Origin of the sequence: Herbaspirillum sp. GW103 (genome assembly GCF_000261365.1) — a bacterium.
Classification (GTDB): Bacteria; Pseudomonadota; Gammaproteobacteria; order Burkholderiales; family Burkholderiaceae_D; genus Herbaspirillum.
In genome coordinates, this window is sequence record NZ_AJVC01000002.1 from 379,034 (window position 1) to 399,408 (window position 20,375).

Sequence of the window (20,375 nt, forward strand, 5' to 3'; positions counted from 1 at the left end):
TCCAAGTGACCGACATGACTACTGCTCATCAAATGGCAAGCCACGCTCCGACCGCACCTCTGAACGCCGCTGCGGCCCAGAAGGCCACGCTGGAAGTCTCGCAACTGAACTTCTATTACGGCGGATTCCAGGGTTTGAAGAACATCAACCTCAACATCTACGAAGGCAAGGTGACCGCCTTCATCGGTCCCTCGGGCTGTGGCAAGTCGACGCTGCTGCGTACCTTCAACCGCATGTATGACCTGTACCCCGGCCAGCGCGCCGAGGGCAAGATCCTCTATGCCGGCAACAACATCCTCGAACCTGGTCAGGATCTGAACATGCTGCGCGCCAAGGTCGGCATGGTGTTCCAGAAACCGACGCCGTTCCCGATGTCGGTGTACGACAACATCGCCTTCGGTATCCGCCTGTATGAAAACCTGCCCAAGGGCGAAATGGACGAGCGCGTCGAATGGGCGCTCAACAAGGCGGCACTGTGGGGTGAAGTCAAGGACAAGCTGCACAAGAGCGGCCTGTCGCTCTCCGGCGGTCAGCAACAACGCCTGTGCATTGCGCGCGGTGTGGCAGTCAAGCCGGAAGTGCTGCTGCTGGATGAACCGACCTCGGCACTGGATCCGATTTCGACGGCCAAGGTGGAAGAACTGATCGGTGAATTGAAGAACGACTACACCATTGCCATCGTGACCCACAACATGCAGCAGGCGGCGCGTTGCTCGGATTACACCGCCTACATGTACCTGGGCGAGCTGGTGGAGTTTGGTGAGACTGACCAGATTTTCATGAATCCGGTGCGCAAGGAAACCCAAGACTACATCACCGGCCGCTTTGGCTAATAGGGTACGGCCTGGGCTACTGCGCATCCCGATCTCTGCGCTGCGATGCTCGCCGTACCCCAGTACGGCTGCGCTTCTCCCGCAGACCTCGGGATTGCTCGCTACGCCCATGCCGCACCCCGAACCGTAGTCATTGCATTGTATATATTATTTATAGAATTTCTTTTTAGGGACGTCACATGACCGGCGATCATTCCTCCAAACAGTATGACCAGGATCTGGAGCAGATCCGCTCCAAGGTGCTTGCCATGGGCGGCATGGTGGAACACCAGTTCCAGGATGCGATTGCGGCCTTCCGCAACGGCAACCTCGATGTCGCCCATCGCGTGATGAAGGACGACGAAGCCGTCAATCGCCTCGAAGTCGAGCTCGATGATGCCTGCAGCCATCTCATCGTGCGTCGCCAGCCGACCGCCAATGACCTGCGTACCGTCATGGCCACCATCAAGATCATCACCGACCTGGAACGCGTGGGCGACGAGGCGACCAAGATCGCCCGTACCGCCATCCACCTGCACAAGCGCGGTATCGGCCTGGTCTCGCACTACGAAACCGTGAGCCTGATCGCCGAACAGGCCATGGACCAGCTGCGCAGCGCCCTGGATGCCTTCGCCCGCCTCGATGACCAGCAGGCCGCCGAACTGATCAAGCAGGATGAACGCATCGACCACGGCTTCCGCTCCATCACCCGCAGCCTCATCACCTTCATGATGGAAGACCCGCGCACCATCTCCGGTTCCATCGATACCCTGTGGGTGGCCAAGGCCATCGAACGTATCGGCGACCATGCCAAGAACATCGCGGAATACGTGGTCTACGTGGTCGGTGGCAAGGATATCCGCCATACCGACTTCGCTTCGGCCAAGACGACCCAGGAAGAAGACTAAGCACGACGGCACCGGCGGTGGCAGCGGGGGAACGGCAGCCACCACCGGATTGCGGAGGGGAGACCCGCGATACTGCTAACAAGCCTGACTATCATGACCACTATCCTCATCGTCGAAGACGAACCCTCCATTGCCGAACTGATTGCCTTTACCCTGAAGGAGGCAGGCTGGTCCAGCTTCGTGGTCTCCAATGCGGCGGCGGCCTGGGACTTCGTCCAGCATCGCGCACCGCAACTGGTGCTGCTGGACTGGATGCTGCCGGATCGCAGCGGCCTGCACCTGCTCTCGCGCATCCGCGCCGACCGCCAGTTGCAGCAACTCTCAGTCATCATGCTCACTGCCAAGAGCATGGAAGAAGACAAGATCGCCGGTCTCGACAACGGCGCCGATGACTACATCACCAAGCCCTTCTCCCCGCGCGAACTGACCGCGCGCATCAAGGCGCTGTTGCGTCGCAAGAGCCCGGAACATGCGCAGGAGGTGATGTCGGCCGGTCCCGTCACGCTCGATCCGGCCAGTTGCTCGGTGAGCCTGTCGGGGGCGCGTATCGATATCGGCCACGCCGAATACAAGCTGCTCAAGTTCTTCCTGGCCCATCCTGACCGCGTGTTCTCGCGCAGCCAGTTGCTCGACCGCGTCTGGGGGGACCACGTGGTGATCGAGGAACGTACCGTCGATGTACACGTGCTGCGCCTGCGCAAGGCCCTGCGCGATGCCGAGCACCTCATCAAGACGGTGCGCAGCGTCGGCTATATGCTCTCGACCAAGTAAGATCAAAGACCAATCCGCCCGCGTCAGTCATAATCAGGACAATTACAAATTCGGCGCGCGGGCGCTTCCAAGATTTATCTGTCAAATCAATGAGTCCACAACTTCTGTTCTGGATTCCTGCTGTATTGCGCCTGGTGTTATGCCTGGCCGGAGCGGGAGTCGTCGCTTTCTTTTTTGGTCCCATCATCGGACTGGTCACGGCGGTACTGGGCGTGGGCGCGATGATGATCGCCCACCTGCATTACCTGCTGCGCCTGTCCACCTGGCTGGACGATTCCGGCCAGTCACGCCTGCCCGATGGCTGGGGCGCCTGGACCGATGTGTATGCGCGCCTGTACCGCATGCGCCGTGACGACGAAAGGAACCAGGCCGAACTGGCCGAGTGGCTGGCGCGCTTTCGCCAGGCCATGAGCCTGCTGCCGGACGGTGTGGTGATCATGGATGACGTGCTCTTCCTGGAGTGGTGCAATCCGGCCGCGCAGTCGCACCTGGGCCTGAAGCTGGATCGCGACAAGGGCATGCGCGTGACCAACCTGATCCGCAATCCTGCCTTCATCGATTACATCATCCTGGGCCGCTACGAGCAGCCGCTCACGCTGGCTCTGCATGAGCGCAAGCTGATCATCCAGATCATTCCCTTCGAGAACCGGCGCCAGATCCTGGTCACCCACGACGTGACCGAATCCCAGCGCATCGACATGATGCGCCGTGACTTCGTGGCCAATGCCTCGCACGAGCTGCGCACGCCCCTGACGGTCATCAACGGTTTCCTGGAAATCGCCCTGGCCCAGCCCAACCTGGAGGAAGCCACCCGCATGGCGCACCTCAAGCTCATGACCGAGCAGGGCCAGCGCATGCAGAACCTGATCGACGACATGCTCACGCTCACGCGCCTGGAGTCGATCGACTACCCCTTGCGCTCCGAAGTGCTGCGCGTGCGTCCGCTGCTGGAGCGTATCGCCGAGGAAGGGCGGGCCTTGTCGGCGGGCAAGCACGATATCCGTCTCGTCGTCGAGGGGCCGGATCTGAAGGGCAATGCCGAGGAATTGCGCAGTGCCTTCACCAACCTGGTCACCAACGCCGTGCGCTATACCCCGGAAGGCGGCACCATCACCCTGCGCTGGCAGAGCGACGAGCAGGGCGCGCATTTTGCGGTGCAGGATACCGGCATCGGCATCAGCCCCGAACACATCTCGCGCCTGACCGAACGCTTCTATCGCGTCGACAAGAGCCGCTCGCGCGAGACCCAGGGCACCGGACTGGGCCTGGCCATCGTGCGTCACGTGCTGCTGCGCCACCATGCCACGCTGGAGATCGCCTCGGTGCCGGATCACGGCAGTACCTTCACGGTGCACTTCCCGACGACCCAGACCATCGCCGATTATGCTGCGCAGCAATGAGCGCTGCGCGGCGCTCAAACCAAATGGAAAGGATGCTTCGGCATCCTTTTTTTCTCTTTGAATTCGCCCTCCCGGCGTACCATGGCGCCATAGCTCATCGCTGACGCGACGTCAGTAAGTGAAACTACGAATGCCTGTCACTCTGCCTTGCTGGTGACAATGTCGCCTCGCGATCCGGTGCGCTTGCGGGGGCGTCTGCCCGGATAGGCCGTGATGCAAGCCTGTGATCATTGCCGGAGAAAGTGCATGTGCGAATCTCGCGCGGGCTTTACCTTGCTTGATGCCACACGGCCCATGGTGCTGTGTGCAAGTGGCAACCTGAAGCGGCTGTGGTCATTCCTTAGCCGTGTCGGAAGCTTGTTGTCAGGAAATTCCTGATCGCGTTGCGGTGCTCTTGGTTGCACCATGCAGCCGAAGCGCCCGAGGCCGGTATGCGTCATGCCCGGTCTCTCCCTCCATCCACTGCGCAAAAGAGAAAACGATGAGCTATTTCGCCAACATGAAGATAGGTCGCCGCCTGGGCCTGGGTTTTGCCGTCATCCTCGCTGCTGCCAGCGTTGTGGTGGCACTCTCGATCTGGCGTCTGCAAGGCATTGCCGAAGCCACCAGGGAGATGATGCAGGAGCCGCTGACCAAGGAGCGCCTGGTCTCGGACTGGTACCGCACCATCCACACCAGCGTGCGCCGCACCACGGCCATTGCCAAGAGTGCCGATCCCAGCCTGGCCGCCTTCTTTGCCGCAGACGCGGCAGAGGCCAGCCGCATGTCCACCTCGCAGCAGAAGGCTATCGAGGCCCTGATCGAGTCGCCGGAAGAGAAGGCCGTCTTCGCCAGGCTGGGCCAGGTGCGCAAGGATTACATCAAGTACCGTGACGCCATCTCCAAGGCCAAGGCCGATGGCCAGCCTGAGGAAGCGGCCAAGATCCTGGCCGGCCCCTTTGACGTGGCCGCCAAGGGCTATATCGATGAGTTGCAACAATTGCTCAACTTGCAGCGTGCCAACATCGACCAGGTAGCCGCCCACATCCAGAGCGTCTATCAGGAAAGCCGCAACCTGATGATCGGCCTGGCCATCCTGCAGGTGGCACTGGGCTGGCTGTTTGCACGCAGCCTGGCGCTGGGTATCACGCGACCGCTGGAAAAGGCGGTCAATGTGGCCGAATCGGTCGCCGCCGGGGATCTCACCACCCGCGTCGACGAAACCCTGGTCGCCCGCAAGGATGAAACCGGCAAGCTGATGCACGCGCTGGAGGCCATGACCGGCAACCTGGCCCGCATCGTCGGCCAGGTGCGCAGCGGCACTGATGCCATCGGCACGGCCTCGCGCGAAATCGCCACCGGCAACCTGGACCTGTCGGCGCGTACCGAACGCCAGGCCGGTGCCCTGGAAGAAACCGCCTCGGCCATGGAAGAACTGACTTCCACCGTGGCCCAGAATGCCGACAACGCCCGCCAGGCCAACCAGCTGGCAGCCTCGGCTTCGTCGGTGGCGCAGCATGGCGGGGAGGTGGTGTCGCAGGTCATTTCCACCATGGGGTCGATCAACGAATCCTCGCGCAAGATCGTCGACATCATCAGCGTCATCGACGGCATTGCCTTCCAGACCAATATCCTGGCACTGAACGCGGCGGTGGAAGCCGCGCGCGCCGGTGAACAGGGCAGGGGCTTTGCGGTGGTGGCTTCGGAAGTGCGTTCGCTGGCCCAGCGGTCGGCCTCGGCCGCCAAGGAAATCAAGACCCTCATCGATGACTCGGTGGCCAAGGTCGGCTCCGGCAGCGAACTGGTCAGTCGCGCCGGCACCACCATGGACGAAGTGGTGACCAGCGTGCGCCAGGTCGCCGATATCGTGGCCGAGATCACCGCCGCCAGCAGCGAGCAGAGCGACGGCATCAGCCAGGTCAACCTGGCCATCACCGACATGGACCAGACCACGCAGCAGAATGCCGCCCTGGTCGAACAGGCCGCCGCCGCAGCCGAAGCCATGCAGGAACAGGCCGCGCGCCTGTCCGACGTGGTCAGCCAGTTCAAGGTGCATGCCCAGGACCAGGTCGGCTACGCCAGCGCCGAACCGGCCAGCCGCGCACCGGTGGATATCACGCCGCCGCGACCGGCCTTGCCCTGAGGGGATGGCGAGGTCACAAACAATTGACCAGGAATCGCCCTTCATATCCGGGCGGGTTCCTGGTCTTGGGTAGGCCGAAAGTACGGAGGCTTGCAGCGCAACTGAAGCAATCTGCTTCAGATCGGCCGGGCATGTCCGCCAGCCCGGCCCGGCGCCATCAGTAGGTGGCCCGACCGCCCGAGAGGTCGAACACGGAGGCGGTGGTGAAGGAATTTTCCTCGGACACCAGCCAGGCCACCATCGCCGCCAGCTCTTCCACCTTCACGAAGCGTGCGCGCGGGATCTTGGAGAGCATGTAGTCGATGTGCGCCTGGGTGCATTGCTCCAGGATGCGGGTTTGCGCCGCAGCCGGGGTGATGGCGTTGACGGCGATGTTGCGGGTTGCGGTTTCCTTGCCCAGGCTCTTGGTGAGGGCGATCATGCCGGCCTTGGCCGCGCTGTAGGCGGAGGCGGTGGGATTGCCTTCCTTGCCGGCGATGGAGGCGATGTTGACGATGCGCCCATAGTTTTGCGCGATCATGCGCTGGACCACCACCTGATTGACGTAGAAGGCCCCGTTGAGATCGATGTCGATCACGCGGCGCCATTCTTCGGGCGAATAGTCCGCCACCGGATTGTTCTGGCCGGCGATGCCGGCGCTGTGCACCAGGATGTCGATGGACTGGGTCAGTTTTTCGGTGGCTTCGATGGCTTGCTGCACGTCGGCCTGGCTGGAGATATCCACGCGGATGGTCTCGACATTGCCCAGCGGCTCCAGCCTGGCGCGGGCCTCGGCCAGGGCTTTTTCGTCCATGTCCCAGAGGACCACCTTGGCGCGGCCTTGCAGCAGGCGTTCGGCCACGGCATAGCCGAAGCCCTGGGCACCGCCGGTGATGATGGCGCTGCGGCCCTGGAAATCGTAGTGATTCATTGTGTCTTCTCCTTCCCTGTTGCGGTCGATTGGATCGCGCAGGCGCAGTCGTGCCCGCGCTTGGTCATTCTTGTTCTTGTGCCTGGATGGGATACTGCCGCGCTGCCGACGGGCAGCGCGGGGTGACGCGGTGAACCGTGACGGATCAGGCGTCGATGGTCTTCTGCTGCTGTTCGCCCAGGCCGTCGATGCCCAGGCGCATGGTCTGGCCGGCGCGCAGGTAGACCGCTTCCGGCTTGACGCCCATGCCCACGCCCGGCGGCGTGCCGGTGGAGATGACGTCGCCCGGCTGCAGGCTCATGAAGCGCGACAGGTAGGAGACGATATGCGCCACACCGAAGATCATGGTGCTGGTATTGCCGTTCTGGTAGCGCTTGCCATCCACTTCCAGCCACATGCCCAGCTTCTGCGGGTCGGCGATTTCGTCGCGGGTGACCAGCCAGGGGCCGATGGGGCCGAAGGTATCGCAGCCCTTGCCCTTGTCCCAGGTGCCGCCGCGTTCGATCTGGTATTCGCGTTCGGAGACGTCGTTGACCACGCAGTAACCGGCCACGTGGGACATGGCATCCTTCTCGTCGATATAGGTGCCGCCCTTGCCGATGACCACGCCCAGTTCGACTTCCCAATCGGTTTTCCTGGAGCCGCGCGGGATCTTCACGTTGTCGTTGGGACCGACCACGGCCGAGGTCCACTTGTTGAAGACGACCGGTTCGGCGGGGATGGGCAGGTTGGATTCGGCGGCGTGATCGGCGTAGTTCAGGCCGATGCAGATGAACTTGCCGATGTTGCCCACGCAGGCGCCGATACGCGGCGAGCCCTCGACCACGGGCAGGCTGTTGATGTCCAGCTGGCGGATTTTCTCCAGCGATGCGTCATCCAGTACGGCGCCGTTGACATCCTTGAGATGGGCGGACAGGTCGCGGATCTTGCCGGACTGGTCGAGGATGCCGGGCTTTTCCTGCCCCACCGGGCCGTAACGCAGTAATTTCATCGTGTTTCCTTTGAGAAAGAATTGTCTCTGATTGACACCGTGGCGCCGTTGCGCGGCCTCAGATTGCCGAGGGCGGGCGACAGGCCGGTGGCCTTCGTTCTTGGGAAACTGGATATTACCAGTTTATTGGTAAGACCAATAGGTGGTTGATGGGGGAGGGGTGCTGCATGGGGCAGCCTGCGCTGTTGTTGATCGCAATTTTCCGGAAAACCGCGAGGGCCGAAATCGCTGACTTGGCTGCTCAAGTCTTGCCGATCCAGGCAAAGAAATCTCCCAATGACAAGCGCTGAAACAAGGCCGCTTCTTCCCGTTCACTGTCCTCCGCAAAAAACGCCGCACAGCACCCGCTGATCAGAATTGATAACGCAAGCGCAAATCCCCGGTCTGGGCCGTATAACCTGGCGCGACTTCCATCGTGTAGCGCGCCGTGATCGTCAGATTCTGCCGATTGACGAGCGTGGCGCTCAAGGCGAATACTCCGCTGTCGCGCAGCGGAGTGGCGCCGCTGCTGACAAAGGTGGAAGTTCCGGTGGTGTCGTCAGCAAAGCTTGAAATCGTGCGCAGCGCATTGCTGCGGTACTCGTGGCGCCATCCAATCTGAATGGCTGGCGACAATTCTCCATAGGCTGTGTCGACCATGCGCTCCAGCTTGAGCCCCACTTCGCTCTTGAGCGAATTGGCCGATACCCCGTCTACCCGCAGCGCCGCACCGTTGCCGCCGGTTTCGGTGTAGGCATCCTGACGCAGATTGCTGTAGCTGATCTTGCCGATGGGGGTCAACGTGGTACGGGACCAGATCTGGTCCAGACGCACAGGCAGACCCGCTTCCAATGACACGATGTTCTGCAGTCCCTGGAAACGCCCGCTGGCAATACTGGAGAAACCGGTGAAATCAATGACGCGTGCCGTATCGTAATGATGCTTGATGACACCAATGCTGGCATCGGCATACCACCGGTCAGCCGTGTAGCCGGCGTAGGCCATCGCCCCGTAGGAATCCACGTGAGAAGAACTGCCGGCGTTGTCATCGCGGCCCACGACCGAGTTGCTGACGTAGCTGGCCAGCGCGCCGACGCGCCAGCGCTCTTCCACGCTGCGATCCAGGCCCATCAGAAGGCCACTGTAGCTGGCGCGGAATCCGCTGACGTTATCGCGCATGCTCTGCCGGGCGCTTCCGGCCAGTGCTTGCCCCCACCAGGCCCAGTGACCCGCGGATTCGCCGGTGGCGATGCCGGAGCCGCTGCCGGCTTGCGCCACGCGCAAACCATCAACGTGCGCAGAAATGACGTCGACAATTTTATTGGTCGCACTGGAGACCGCCTGGTTGGCCGCCACCGTCCCGGCCGCCGGACTCAGTTGCGCCCCCGCCTTGTTGGCCTCGCTTGTCGAGCCCAGTGCCAGAGCGGCGTTGAGCACGTTGAGCAAACGCTGGTTGGCACCGCCGTAGTTGATCAGCCCGTTGAAGGCGGATTGCGCATTGCTGGTGGTGGCGGGGTTGACGGCATCGCCCAGACTCAGCACCAGTGCCGTGCGGCCGTTATCGATGACATTGGCACCGCTGACCGTGAAGCCGCTGGCCACATAGTTCAGGTTGGCGGGATCATAGTTGGTGGTGCCACTGGTGGAGATGGCCACATAGCGCTGTCCGCGCGCAAAGGAATACGTGCTGTCCAGTTTCTTGAGCGAGATGGTGGTGCCGGCGGCCAGCGTCGTATTTCCATCGACCTGCAGGGAACCGTAGCCGCTATCACCGCTGTTGCCATTGGTGGTGGCGCCATTGGCCACGCCCAGGATCAATCCGGCAGCGGCCGCTTGCGTGTAGTTGCCGGTAATGTCCAGACGATTGTTGATCTGCAGCTGACTGCCGCTGTTGTTTACCGTATGTGTGCCGGCATTGATATGGTCATTGAGCAGCAGGTTGCCCGAGCTCAGTACCACGTCTGCGGCAGTGCTGGTGATGGTGCCGATGCCGTTGTTGTAGCCCGTGAGCACGCCCAAGCCCGAACCGCTTGCCCCGGAAATGGTGAGCGCGGCGGCCGCCGTGTTCTCGATGTCGCCAGCCAGCGTGCCGGTATTGGCAATGGTGCTGGCGCCCCCACTGAGGATCAGCGATTTGCCCTGGGAACGGATGGTGCCGCTGTTGCTGATGTTGTTGGCGGAGGAATCCAGATAGGCAGCATAGTCCACACCGCTGATGGTGCCGCTGTTGGTCAGACTGGCATTGCCGGTGATCGTGTTGCTGGCCGATGCCGAGGTGTCGTTGATGCTGTCGTTGCCCAGACCGGCGCCGCTGGTCATGGCCACGCCGGCCTTGCCGCTTACCTGTCCGGCATTGGTGATGCTGGCATTGCCTTGGGGGGTGTGGGCGACGATGGCAACGTCACTGTTGGCCGTCGCCGTTGCGCCGCCGCTATTGGTGATGGTGATGTCGCCGACATAGTCCACCGCTGCCCGCATGGCGGAGAAACCCGCGGTACCGGCGGACCCCGAGACCAGCTTGCCCGCGGTGGCGGTGCCGCTGTTGCTGATGGTGGCATTGCCGCGCTCGGTGAAGGCGACGATGGCGTTGTTGTCATCGGTGGTCGCGGTGCCGCTGTTGCTGATGGTCGTATTGCCAGCCTGCGACCACGCAACCAGTGCCTGTGCCGTGGTCGAATGTGCGCTGCCGGCATTGCTGGCCTGCGCCAGGCCGTAGTAGTTGATGACGCGAATGGCCGCCTGATAGGCCTCCACTGTGCCTGTCGCGGTATTGTTGATGCTGACGGTGACTTCAGGCCCGCTGGTGCCGGTGATGTTGTAGCTGCCATCCACGGTCACCGCCCGTGAATTGCCGTCCGCATACAGACCCCGTCCATTGGTGGCGGTGACGCTGCCGCTGTTGACCACGGTGGCTGCGCCCAGGTTGGTGGAGGCGCTCAGGCCATATCCTCCGCTGCTGGGATTGTTGCTGCTGTCCACGCCAAGCGATGTGACAGTGGCGGCGCTGTTGATACTGACATCGCCCGCGCCATCGTTGTGGGCGAATACGGCGGCCCCATACTGGACGTGCGAATTGATCGTCACTCCCTGGCCCAGGTTGATGGTGGAGTTGACCGTGTTGCCGTCATTGTTGGCGGCAGTGGACGTGCCAAGCGTGATCCCGATGCCACCATTGACGTTGGACTGGCCTGCTGTGCTGGAAAGCGAGGTGGTACCCGTGACGTTGAGGGTCTGATTGTAGGTTTGACCGGAGCTGTTCGACGGCGGGGCGTAGTAGATGCCAACCGAGCTTGTACCGTCCACCGTCACGCTGGAGCTGCCGGTGTTGGGAGCAATGGTGATTGCCGTACTGTCGCATTGCGTGACGGTGGCGTTTGTCGCACTGCAGGCCGCTTGCGCCTGCGGTGCGACCAGGCCGCATAACACCAGCGCCGCCGTGCAACGTGCCAGCGCAAAGCCGGCGGGGTGGTGATGATAGTTCAGCCGCACCGCGCGCGACGAATGGACTTCGGTCATGTGAGTCTCCCCTGAGAATGGAATCGAATTGAGTTTGATATTGTTTTTATGTCAATTTTTACGTTACCAATTCTAACGTAAACTCACACATTCATCGGGAACTCCGCTCGTCAAGTGTCAAGCGATGCCGCTTCTCGACAGTTCTTCAGTTCTTGCTGTGGATTTCGTTTCAATTCCCGCTGGCAGTCAGCCCAGGGCGGTGGCCATATACTGCGTGGCATAGTCCACGAAGGCGCGCACACGCAGCGGCAAGGTGCGGCGTACGGGATAGACCACGTGCGCGGGCAGGCTGCGTGCCTCCCAGCGGGGCAGCAGTCGCACCAATCGTCCCGAGACCAGGTCTTCCTCGATCAGCCAGGTCGGCAGGGCTGCCACGCCCAGATCCATGCGTGCCGCCTCGCGCAGACTGGTGACGCCTTCCGAGACCAGGACCGGCTGCACCTGCAACCGGCGTTGCTGGTCAGCTTCGCCATACAGCATGATTTCCCGTGTACCACCGAAGTTGGGCGAGGCCAGGATCAGCCAGGGCCAGGCCTGCAGATCCTCGGGCCGACGACACCGCCTGTGCGCCGCGATCAGCCCGGGAGAGGCTACCACGTGGCGTCTGATCGGCCCCAGCGAACGGGCCACCACGCGCTCATCGCTGAAGGTCCCGGCGACGATGCCGACATCGCACCCCTCCTCGATCATGTGCACCGGACGGTTGGAATAGGACAGTTCCATGGTCACGCCAGGATGCGCCTGGATGAAGCTGCTGATGAGCCGGCTGACCACGGTCTGTCCGAAGTCGATGGTGGAAAACACCCGGATGTTGCCCTGCAGCCCGCTCTGTTCCTGCCGTAGCCGCTGCTGGGCCTCCTCGGCCAGTTCGATCAGGGCGCGGGCGTCCTGAAGGAAGCGCTGCCCGCACTCGGTCAGGCTCATGCGATGGGTATCCCGACGCAGCAATTCGGTTCCACATTGCTCTTCCAGGGCCCCGAGCTGGCGGCTCAGGGTGGGTTGGGTCATGTGCAGGGCGCGGGCGGCGGCGGAGATGCTGCCACAGTCGACGATGGTGACGAAGCTGCGCAGCAGTTGCAGGTCGTTGAACATGGTCATGCAAAAAGTGGATAAGCGATATGCCGATTATACGGCTACAGGAGATCCGGTCAGGATGGGATGATGCTTTCATTCGCTTCACCCACCCACCTCTTCAAGGAGAACCAGCATGAACACCATCCAATCTCAAACCACCCGCCCCTCCAGCCAGCAGGTCGCCATCGTCACCGGCGCCTCGCGCGGCATCGGCGCTGCCATCGCCCTGCGGCTGGCAGCCCAGGGCATCGCCATCGTCGTCAACTATGCCGGCCGCAAGGATGACGCCGATCGTGTCGTAGCCGAGATTGCCGCAGCCGGCGGGCGGGCTGCCGCCATTCAGGCCGACGTTGCCGTGCCGGCTCAGGTGGCGGCTCTGTTCGACCAGACCTGCACGCTCTTTGGTGGCGTCGATATTCTGGTCAACAATGCCGGCATCATCCAGCCCGGCCTGACCATGCTGGCCGATACGGATGACGAGCTCTTCGACAAGCTGCTGGCCATCAACATCAAGGGCAGCTTCAACACCATGCGCATCGCCGCCAAGCGCTTGCGCGAGGGCGGACGCATCGTCAATTTCTCCAGCAGCATGAAGACCATGGCCTCGCCTGGCTACTCCATCTACGCGGCCACCAAGGCGGCCGTCGAGACCATGACCAATGTCTTCGCCAAGGAACTGCGTGGCCGCAACATCACCGTCAACGCCGTCGCTCCGGGACCGACCGCGACCGAGCTATTCCTCAAGGACAAGACCCCGGAACAGATCGAGCGCCTGGCCAAGCTGCCGCCGCTGGAACGTCTGGCCCAGCCGGACGATATCTCCGGGATCGTGGCCTTCCTGATCGGCCCCGACGGCAGCTGGATCAACGGCCAGACCGTGCGTGCCAATGGCGGCTCGATCTGAGCGCGGCGCTTCATCACCCGACAAGCAAAGGAGATTTTCATGGACAAGGTGATCCTCATCACCGGCGCCTCCAGCGGCTTCGGCCGCCTGACCGCCGAAGCGCTGGCCCGCGCCGGGCACGTCGTCTACGCCTCGATGCGCGCCACCGCCGGGCGCAATGCGGCAGTAGTGCAGCAGATGGCAAGCTTCGCCGCGGTGCATGCCGCTGACTTGCGTGCGATCGAACTGGATGTCCAGTCACAGGACTCCATCGACACGGCAGTCGATGACATCATCGCCGCGCACGGACGCATCGACGTACTGATCCACAATGCCGGCCACATGGCCTTCGGCCCGGCCGAGGCCTTCTCGCCGGAACAGTTCGCGCAACTCTATGACGTCAACGTCGTGAGTACCCAGCGCCTCAACCGGGCCGTGTTGCCGCATATGCGGTCGCGCCGGGAAGGCTTGCTGGTCTGGGTGTCGAGCAGCAGTTCGGCCGGTGGTACACCGCCTTACCTGGCACCCTATTTCGCGGCCAAGGCAGCCATGGATGCGCTGGCCGTGCAATATGCTCGCGAGCTCGCGCGCTGGGGTATCGAGAGCAGCATCATCGTGCCCGGCGCCTTCACTTCCGGTACCAATCACTTTGCGCATGCCGGCAGTCCTGCTGATGAAGCGGTGCTGGCACAGTACGAGCAAGGGCCGTACGCGGGCTTGGGGGAGCAGATCCAGCAAGCCTTTGCCGCCCTCGTGCCAGCCGACGCCGACGCGGGGCAGGTCGCCCAGGCCATCGTCGCCGTACTCGCCCAGCCGTTCGGGCGGCGGCCATTCCGGGTTCACATCGATCCCGCCCAGGACGGCGCCGATGTCGGTTTCGGCGTACTGGACCGCTTGCGTGCGGAAATGCTGCATCGGGTCGGCATGTCAGATCTGCTTGCGCCGCGACACCAGCAAGCGCATGCCTGATGCGCTTGTCATTGGCTGATGGTTGGTCCGGCGGGCTTTACTTCACGCCCGCCGCCACCGCCATCCGATCAAAATCTGCATCCAGCTTTTGCAGCGAGCCGGCAATGTGCTGCTGTCTGGCCTTGATCCAGGCGTCCTGTTGCGCCACTCTTGCCGTGGCTTCGCGCAGCATGCGATCCATCTCGGCCGGCTGCGGACCGCCGACGGTCGCGCGATTGCGCACGATGGCCACGGGATCGAGCGTGCTGCGAAATTCCTGTTCCGACATCGGCAGGCTCTGCGGGAATTCCGAATTGAGCACCGCTTCGTGATAGATGCGCTGCGCCTGGTCATAAGGGAAATCCAGCGGACGGATATCGTTGGCCTTGGCATACTCCACCACCTCCGAGGCAAAGTGGTGACCCACCCGGAACGGCAGCTTGTACTTGCGCATGAGCACATCGGCCAGCTCCTGGGATGCGGTCCAGTCACTGTTGAGTTCTTCCAGCGCGCGCTTGGGATCGATGACCAGCGCCCCCAGAATGCTCTCCCAGTTCTTCAGTACCTTGACCGTGTTGAGCACCATCTCCTTGTTGGGTTTGACATCCTTGGCATCGCTCATGCCGGGCGGCAGGTTGTGCGCCACGATGAGCACGCCCATGCCATCGGCAATGACCCGCGAGGCATCGCGCCGGGTACCGTTGAGCAGGCCCGGATTGCGTTTCTGCGGCATGGCCGAGGACACGTAGGTATTGGCGCCGCCTTCCTGCAACAGGATCCATGGACGCGGCTGGGCATATTGCGTCATCACGTCCTGAATGTAGGCGCCCGCATGCAGGGCGATGGACGAGACCAGGGCGCCCACTTCCACCGGGGCATCCACCGGCGAGAGCTGCGCGGCGTCATAGGCGTTGTCGACAATGGCCGCAAAGCCCAGGTAGTCCGCCATGCGCTGGCGGTTCAGCGGCCAGCTGGTGCCATTGAGGACGGTGGTCCCCATGGCCGAGCGGTCCAGGCGCACATAGGCTTCGCGCAGACGCTGGGCGTCGCGGTCCAGTGCGGCCGCGAAGCCCAGCAGGTAGTGACCGTAGCTGTTGGGTTGCGCGGCCACGCCATTGGTGTAGTTGGGCACGATGGTGTCGCGCTGGCTGGCAGCCAGCTTTACCAGCGCGGCGGTGGTGGCGTTGAGCTGGCTGGCCAGGGTCAGCAGGTCTTCGCGCAGGATGGCCGCGCGCAGGGTGGAAAGCATGTCCTGGCTGGAGCGCCCCGCATGCAGCAGCGTGATCTGCGGGCCGGCGGCCTGGATCAGCAGCGGCTCGAAGGTGATCACCAGTGTCGGCCGTTTGGCCCCGGGCAGCTCGCCATCGGCCAGCACCTTGCGGATACCCTTGACGAACAGCGGCGTCATCGACTTGTCCAGCAAGCCTTCGTCGGTATTGATGACCGCCGTGGCCTTGTTGATTTCACCCAGCCAGAAGAATTCATCGTGGCGCGTGTGCTGCTGCGCGTGCAACGGGGGCGCGCTGCCCAACAGGGCGGCGCACAGCGCAAAGGCGAGGGTAGAAGGCTTGGGCAAGGCGGTCTCCTGGAGCAATGTTGGAATGTGCAGCGCCCATGATAGCGGTCATCGGCCCTTCGCGTGGAGGCAGCCACGTCACATCCTTCATACGCAGTCACGCCAATCTGTAGCGATTTGTCAGGACACGATATACTGTGCATTCATACAGTCATCTCGCCACGCCATCTCAGCCGCAATGCCCGCCGTCCCCGATCACCGCTTCTACTCCCTGAGCAATTTCCAGCAGGCGGCATGAGCGAGTCCACCCTTACCCCCATCGTTGTGGTGCAGGACAGGAGCGTGCCGCGCTATACCGTCTCGGTACGCGCCTTGTGCGAATTCACCGCCAAGGCGGGCGATCTGGACCAGCGTTTCACCCCCACGCCGACTGCCCGGGAAGGCATGGCCGGTCACCTCATCGTGGCGCAGCGGCGCGGGCAGGGCTACCAGAGCGAAGTGAATCTTTCGGCGCAGCATGGGGCGCTGCACGTGCGTGGACGCGCCGATGGCTATGACCCCATGCGCACGCGGCTGGAAGAAGTGAAGACCTATCGCGGTCAGCTCGCCAGCCTGCCGGACAACCACCGTCACCTGCACTGGGCGCAGTTGCGCGTCTACGGGCACCTGATGTGCGAGAAGCTGGGACTGGCGCACATCCATCTGGCACTGGTGTATTTCGATATCGGCAGCCAGCAGGAAACGCTGCTGGAAGAGATCCGCAGCCGTGAAGAACTGGCCGCACTCTTTGCCGCCCAATGCGAGCGCTTCATGCGCTGGGCCGAGCAGGAACTGGCGCATCGCCACGCGCGTGATGCGGCCTTGCAGGCCCTGCGCTTTCCGCATGGGGATTTTCGTCCCGGCCAGCGGCAACTGGCCGAGGCCGTCTTTCGCGCCCACACGGCCCGGCGCAGCCTGCTGGCACAGGCGCCCACCGGCATCGGCAAGACACTGGGTACGCTGTTCCCGGCGTTGAAGGCGGCACCGTTGCAGCGGCTGGACAAGATCTTCTTCCTCGCCGCCAAGACGCCGGGCCGGCAGCTGGCGCTGGATGCCGCGACCACCTTGAAGGAGCACGGCAGGCTGCCGCTGCGCGTGCTGGAACTGTGCGCCCGCGACAAGACCTGCGAATATCCCGACCGGCTGTGCCGGGGCGATTCCTGTCCCCTGGCCCAGGGTTTCTACGATCGCCTGCCGGCGGCCCGCGCGGCCTGTCTGACGCAGCCGCTGCTGGATCGCGACCAGTTGCGCAGCGTGGCCCTGCAACACCAGGTCTGCCCCTACTACCTGGGCAGCGAGATGACGCGCTGGAGCGACCTCATCGTCGGCGACTACAACTACTGGTTCGATGGCGGCGCCATGCTCTACGCAATGGCCCAGGCGCATGACTGGCGCGTGAGCGTGCTGGCCGACGAGGCCCACAACCTGGTCTCCCGCGCCCGCAGCATGTACAGCGCGCAACTGAGTCGCGCGGCCCTGCGTGCGGCACGCGCGGTGGCCCCGCCGGCGGTGGCCAAGCCGCTGGAACGACTGGGCCGCGCCTGGACCGCCACCGGCAAGAAGGCCGACTTGCCCTATCAGGTGCTGGAGGCGCCACCGGCCAGACTGGTCGAAGCGCTCGCCGGCAGCGTGGGCGCCATCAGCGACTACCTGGCTCAGGTGGCGGTGCCGCTGGAGGCGCCGCTGCGGGATTTCTACTTCGATGCCATGGCCTTCGTCAGGCTGGCCGAATCCTTCGGTCCGCATTCACTGTTTGACCTCACGCGGGAAGATGAACGCAACACCGTGCTGTGCATTCGCAACGTGGTGCCCGCACCCTTCCTCGGACCACGCTTTGCCTGCGCGCATGCCACCATCCTGTTCTCGGCCACGCTGGCGCCGTGGAACTACTTTGCCGATCTGCTGGGCATGCCCGCCAGTACCGCCTGGGTCGACGTGGCGTCGCCCTTCCAGGCCAGCCAGTTGCAGATACGGGTGGCGCACCGGATCGCCACCACCTGGCAGCGCCGCGCCGCCTCCATCGCGCCCATTGGCGAACTGATGGCGCGCCAGTATGCAGAGCGTCCCGGCAATTACCTGGCGTTCTTCTCCAGCTTCGATTATCTGCAACAGGCGCATGGCGCCTTCGCCCATGCCCACCCGGAGATTCCCACCTGGCAGCAGTCGCGCCGCATGTCCGAAACCGACCGCGATGCCTTCCTGGCCCGTTTCGAAAGAGGCGGGCAGGGTATCGGTTTCGCGGTCTTGGGCGGTTCCTTCGGGGAGGGCGTGGATCTGCCCGGCGAGCGTCTCATCGGTGCCTTCGTGGCAACCCTCGGGCTGCCGCAGTTCAATCCGGTCAACGAGCAGATGCGCCAACGCATGGAGCAATTGTTTGGTTGCGGCTACGACTACGCCTACCTCTACCCCGGCATGCAGAAAGTAGTGCAGGCGGCCGGCCGCGTCATTCGTACCGAGAGCGACTACGGCACCGTGTGGCTGATCGACCAGCGTTTTGGCCGACCCGAAGTGCAGGCCCTGCTGCCCGCCTGGTGGCAACTCGATCCACCATCGGCAGCAACGCCCCGAGACCCTCGGTAGCCGCTGCGCTGCAGGGGCTGCACGGACTTGTCAGGTTTTTCCCGAGTGACAAGTTTTTTTGAATGGATAGCATAGGCGGTGTTGGTACGGGTAGGGCAAATTCGCCACATCTTCCTGCAAGATGGGAGGTGCGGCGCTGACCGGCACAGGCTGGGCGATCTGGCCGAAAGGGCCAGGTGGCCGGTGTGTCAAATCCGCGTCGCGGCAGGAACAAATTGTCGCTGACAAGCGACAAGACGAGCCGCTGACATGTAAGATTCCGCCTCTTCCTTCATGTATTCCCGTCAAGAAATGAGTGTTGTGTCTTGTCGGCTTTTTACATTTTTGACAACGAAGAAGGTTGCGGTATCAGGATTTGTTTGTTTTAATGACAACTCGGAGTGTGGTCGAAAATACAACATTCCTGCGCTTGGTCCGTACGGAGCATCACTCCGTAGGCAGAGGGGAACGCACCGCCGATAGAGCGGATTAACGAATATAGCAGGGGGATGGCAGCATATGGGGAAACTTACCGCTTTTTAACAAGGTTGCAGGCAGGTCGTGCGCACCCGGTCAAAAGCCGCCGGTAGCAGGACTGGGCAGGGAGTCAAGCATGGGAAACGATATCTCCAACTTGCTGAGCAAGTTCGGGGCAACGGTGGACGGATACCTCGAGATCGAGGCTGCGATCAACTACAAGGAGCCGTCGCGCAAGCCCAAGGCGCCGCTGGTGGTGGCGCAGCAGGGCGCCGCCGTGACGGCAGCCGGGTCGGTGGACGGCAGTGCCGGGGCCGAGCCGGCACCGGTAGTGGCGGCCAGCGCAGCGGCTCCCTTGCTGGCGGACCCTGTGCCTTCTTCTTTGCAACGCATTGAGCCCGTGATGGATCCCGTCACGGCACCGTCGCCCGCTCCCGTGGCCGCCAGGCTGGCTCCGGTTGCCCCGCTTGCCCGTCCGGCACCTGCACCGACCGCCCCGACCGCGACCCCGGCTGCGGGCTCACCCGATGCTTCTGCGAGCGTTCCCGTCCAAGCTGCCTCCACCACCGAGCCCGCCGTTCCCACCCTGTTGCGCTCCATGCTGGGCGAGGCCGCGCGCGAACGCGAAGCCCAGCAGCGCGCCAGCAATGACGACACCGGCCAGCCCCAACTGGCCGTGCCGCCTGCTACACCGGCGCAGGTGATTGCCGTGGTCTCGCCCAAGGGCGGGGTCGGCAAGACCACCCTGTGTTCGGCGCTGGCCTGCAGCCTGGCGCGTCATGGCCGTGTGGTCGCCATCGACCTGGACCCGCAGAATGCCTTGCAATATCACCTGGGCGTGAGTGCCGAGGCCGTGGCCCGGCAGACTGCCGCGGCCGCCAGCGGGGACTGGCGCAGCAGCCTGGCCGTCGGTACTTCCGGTACGCAGGTGTTGAGTCATACCGTGGTGGCTGCCGCCGGGGAAGCGGCGCTGGCACGGCAGATGAGCGTGGATGGCCAATGGCTGCTGCGCCAGCTGCACGCGCTGCAATTGCAGGCGGGTGACGTGGTCCTGCTGGATCTGCCGGCCGGCCAGACCCCTTATCTGGAGCAGGCCCTGCAGGCGGCCGATCAGGTGCTGGCGGTGGTCACGCCCGATGCCGGTTCCTTCCTGGCACTGGAGCACATGCGCCAGGTCCTGCATGGCCGCAACAATTGCCGCTACGTGGTCAACAAGTACGACGGCAGCCGCAGCTTCTGCCAGGACATGCTGGAAGTCCTCAAGCGCTGGATGGGGCCGCGCCTGGCCGGTGTGGTCGCGCTCGATCACGCCATCAGCGAAGGTCTGGCCTACGGCTTCAATCCGCTGGTCAAGGCCGGGCATTCGCCGGTCTATGATCAGTTGCAGGGCGTCAGCGAAGTGCTGCGCGCCGCTGTGCTCAAGGCGGCCGCCGCAGGTGCACGCGCATGAACCATGGACCACAGGCAACA

The 20,375-nt window shown here is 63.3% G+C and carries 14 protein-coding genes; 9 read left to right on the plus strand and 5 right to left on the minus strand.

What is annotated here, in order from left to right; genetic code table 11:
* The first annotated feature begins 32 nt into the window (after positions 1-32).
* From pstB to GWL_RS03255, 5 genes are all read left to right on the plus strand, one after another.
* Positions 33-833, plus strand: coding sequence for a phosphate ABC transporter ATP-binding protein PstB (gene pstB, locus GWL_RS03235; RefSeq protein WP_008326612.1), 801 nt, complete (start codon positions 33-35; stop codon positions 831-833).
* 179 nt (positions 834-1,012) lie between these two features.
* A complete protein-coding gene (phoU, locus tag GWL_RS03240; protein WP_008326613.1) occupies positions 1,013-1,720 on the plus strand; it encodes a phosphate signaling complex protein PhoU in 708 nt (235 codons plus the stop codon).
* A 93-nt stretch (positions 1,721-1,813) separates the two neighbouring features.
* Entirely contained in the window at positions 1,814-2,491 is a 678-nt protein-coding gene (locus GWL_RS03245; protein WP_008326614.1) for a response regulator, read from the plus strand.
* A gap of 89 nt (positions 2,492-2,580) precedes the next feature.
* A complete protein-coding gene (gene phoR, locus GWL_RS03250; protein ID WP_034349884.1) occupies positions 2,581-3,891 on the plus strand; it encodes a phosphate regulon sensor histidine kinase PhoR in 1,311 nt (436 codons plus the stop codon).
* A gap of 481 nt (positions 3,892-4,372) precedes the next feature.
* Positions 4,373-6,013 (plus strand): methyl-accepting chemotaxis protein, encoded by a 1,641-nt coding sequence (locus tag GWL_RS03255; RefSeq protein WP_008326616.1) that lies wholly within the window; start codon positions 4,373-4,375, stop codon positions 6,011-6,013.
* A gap of 157 nt (positions 6,014-6,170) precedes the next feature.
* Here GWL_RS03255 and GWL_RS03260 read toward each other — a convergent pair whose 3' ends face one another.
* The 4 genes from GWL_RS03260 to GWL_RS03275 form a co-directional block, all read right to left on the minus strand.
* A complete protein-coding gene (locus tag GWL_RS03260) occupies positions 6,171-6,923 on the minus strand; it encodes an SDR family NAD(P)-dependent oxidoreductase (RefSeq protein WP_008326617.1) in 753 nt (250 codons plus the stop codon).
* Between the two features lie 145 nt (positions 6,924-7,068).
* Positions 7,069-7,914 carry an ureidoglycolate lyase gene (locus GWL_RS03265; protein ID WP_008326618.1) on the minus strand — a complete coding sequence of 282 codons (846 nt, stop codon included), beginning with the start codon at positions 7,912-7,914 and terminating at the stop codon, positions 7,069-7,071.
* Between the two features lie 351 nt (positions 7,915-8,265).
* Positions 8,266-11,409 carry an autotransporter domain-containing protein gene (locus tag GWL_RS22685; RefSeq protein WP_008326620.1) on the minus strand — a complete coding sequence of 1,048 codons (3,144 nt, stop codon included), beginning with the start codon at positions 11,407-11,409 and terminating at the stop codon, positions 8,266-8,268.
* 186 nt (positions 11,410-11,595) lie between these two features.
* On the minus strand, positions 11,596-12,507 hold the full coding sequence (locus GWL_RS03275) for a LysR family transcriptional regulator (RefSeq protein WP_008326621.1): 912 nt from the start codon (positions 12,505-12,507) through the stop codon (positions 11,596-11,598).
* Positions 12,508-12,616: 109 nt separating this feature from the next.
* On the opposite strand from GWL_RS03275, the gene GWL_RS03280 reads away from it, so the two are divergent.
* Positions 12,617-13,387, plus strand: a complete 771-nt coding sequence (locus tag GWL_RS03280) for an SDR family oxidoreductase (RefSeq protein ID WP_008326622.1) — start codon at positions 12,617-12,619, stop codon at positions 13,385-13,387.
* Positions 13,388-13,426: 39 nt separating this feature from the next.
* Positions 13,427-14,335, plus strand: coding sequence for an SDR family oxidoreductase (locus GWL_RS03285; RefSeq protein WP_008326623.1), 909 nt, complete (start codon positions 13,427-13,429; stop codon positions 14,333-14,335).
* Between the two features lie 37 nt (positions 14,336-14,372).
* Here GWL_RS03285 and GWL_RS03290 read toward each other — a convergent pair whose 3' ends face one another.
* Entirely contained in the window at positions 14,373-15,890 is a 1,518-nt protein-coding gene (locus tag GWL_RS03290; RefSeq protein ID WP_008326633.1) for a lyase family protein, read from the minus strand.
* 234 nt (positions 15,891-16,124) lie between these two features.
* On the opposite strand from GWL_RS03290, the gene GWL_RS03295 reads away from it, so the two are divergent.
* Positions 16,125-18,449 carry an ATP-dependent DNA helicase gene (locus GWL_RS03295; protein WP_008326643.1) on the plus strand — a complete coding sequence of 775 codons (2,325 nt, stop codon included), beginning with the start codon at positions 16,125-16,127 and terminating at the stop codon, positions 18,447-18,449.
* A 592-nt stretch (positions 18,450-19,041) separates the two neighbouring features.
* Positions 19,042-20,355, plus strand: a complete 1,314-nt coding sequence (gene bcsQ / locus GWL_RS24070) for a cellulose biosynthesis protein BcsQ (protein WP_008326656.1) — start codon at positions 19,042-19,044, stop codon at positions 20,353-20,355.
* The last annotated feature ends 20 nt before the right edge of the window (positions 20,356-20,375 follow it).

What these genes read in the sequence shown, in the direction of transcription:
- pstB (WP_008326612.1), top strand. Translation starts at nt 33, where the DNA reads ATGGCAAGCCACGCTCCGACCGCACCTCTGAACGCCGCTGCGGCCCAG.
- phoU (WP_008326613.1), top strand. Translation starts at nt 1,013, where the DNA reads ATGACCGGCGATCATTCCTCCAAACAGTATGACCAGGATCTGGAGCAG.
- GWL_RS03245 (WP_008326614.1), top strand. Translation starts at nt 1,814, where the DNA reads ATGACCACTATCCTCATCGTCGAAGACGAACCCTCCATTGCCGAACTG.
- phoR (WP_034349884.1), top strand. Translation starts at nt 2,581, where the DNA reads ATGAGTCCACAACTTCTGTTCTGGATTCCTGCTGTATTGCGCCTGGTG.
- GWL_RS03255 (WP_008326616.1), top strand. Translation starts at nt 4,373, where the DNA reads ATGAGCTATTTCGCCAACATGAAGATAGGTCGCCGCCTGGGCCTGGGT.
- GWL_RS03260 (WP_008326617.1), bottom strand. Translation starts at nt 6,923, where the DNA reads ATGAATCACTACGATTTCCAGGGCCGCAGCGCCATCATCACCGGCGGT.
- GWL_RS03265 (WP_008326618.1), bottom strand. Translation starts at nt 7,914, where the DNA reads ATGAAATTACTGCGTTACGGCCCGGTGGGGCAGGAAAAGCCCGGCATC.
- GWL_RS22685 (WP_008326620.1), bottom strand. Translation starts at nt 11,409, where the DNA reads ATGACCGAAGTCCATTCGTCGCGCGCGGTGCGGCTGAACTATCATCAC.
- GWL_RS03275 (WP_008326621.1), bottom strand. Translation starts at nt 12,507, where the DNA reads ATGACCATGTTCAACGACCTGCAACTGCTGCGCAGCTTCGTCACCATC.
- GWL_RS03280 (WP_008326622.1), top strand. Translation starts at nt 12,617, where the DNA reads ATGAACACCATCCAATCTCAAACCACCCGCCCCTCCAGCCAGCAGGTC.
- GWL_RS03285 (WP_008326623.1), top strand. Translation starts at nt 13,427, where the DNA reads ATGGACAAGGTGATCCTCATCACCGGCGCCTCCAGCGGCTTCGGCCGC.
- GWL_RS03295 (WP_008326643.1), top strand. Translation starts at nt 16,125, where the DNA reads ATGAGCGAGTCCACCCTTACCCCCATCGTTGTGGTGCAGGACAGGAGC.
- bcsQ (WP_008326656.1), top strand. Translation starts at nt 19,042, where the DNA reads ATGGGAAACGATATCTCCAACTTGCTGAGCAAGTTCGGGGCAACGGTG.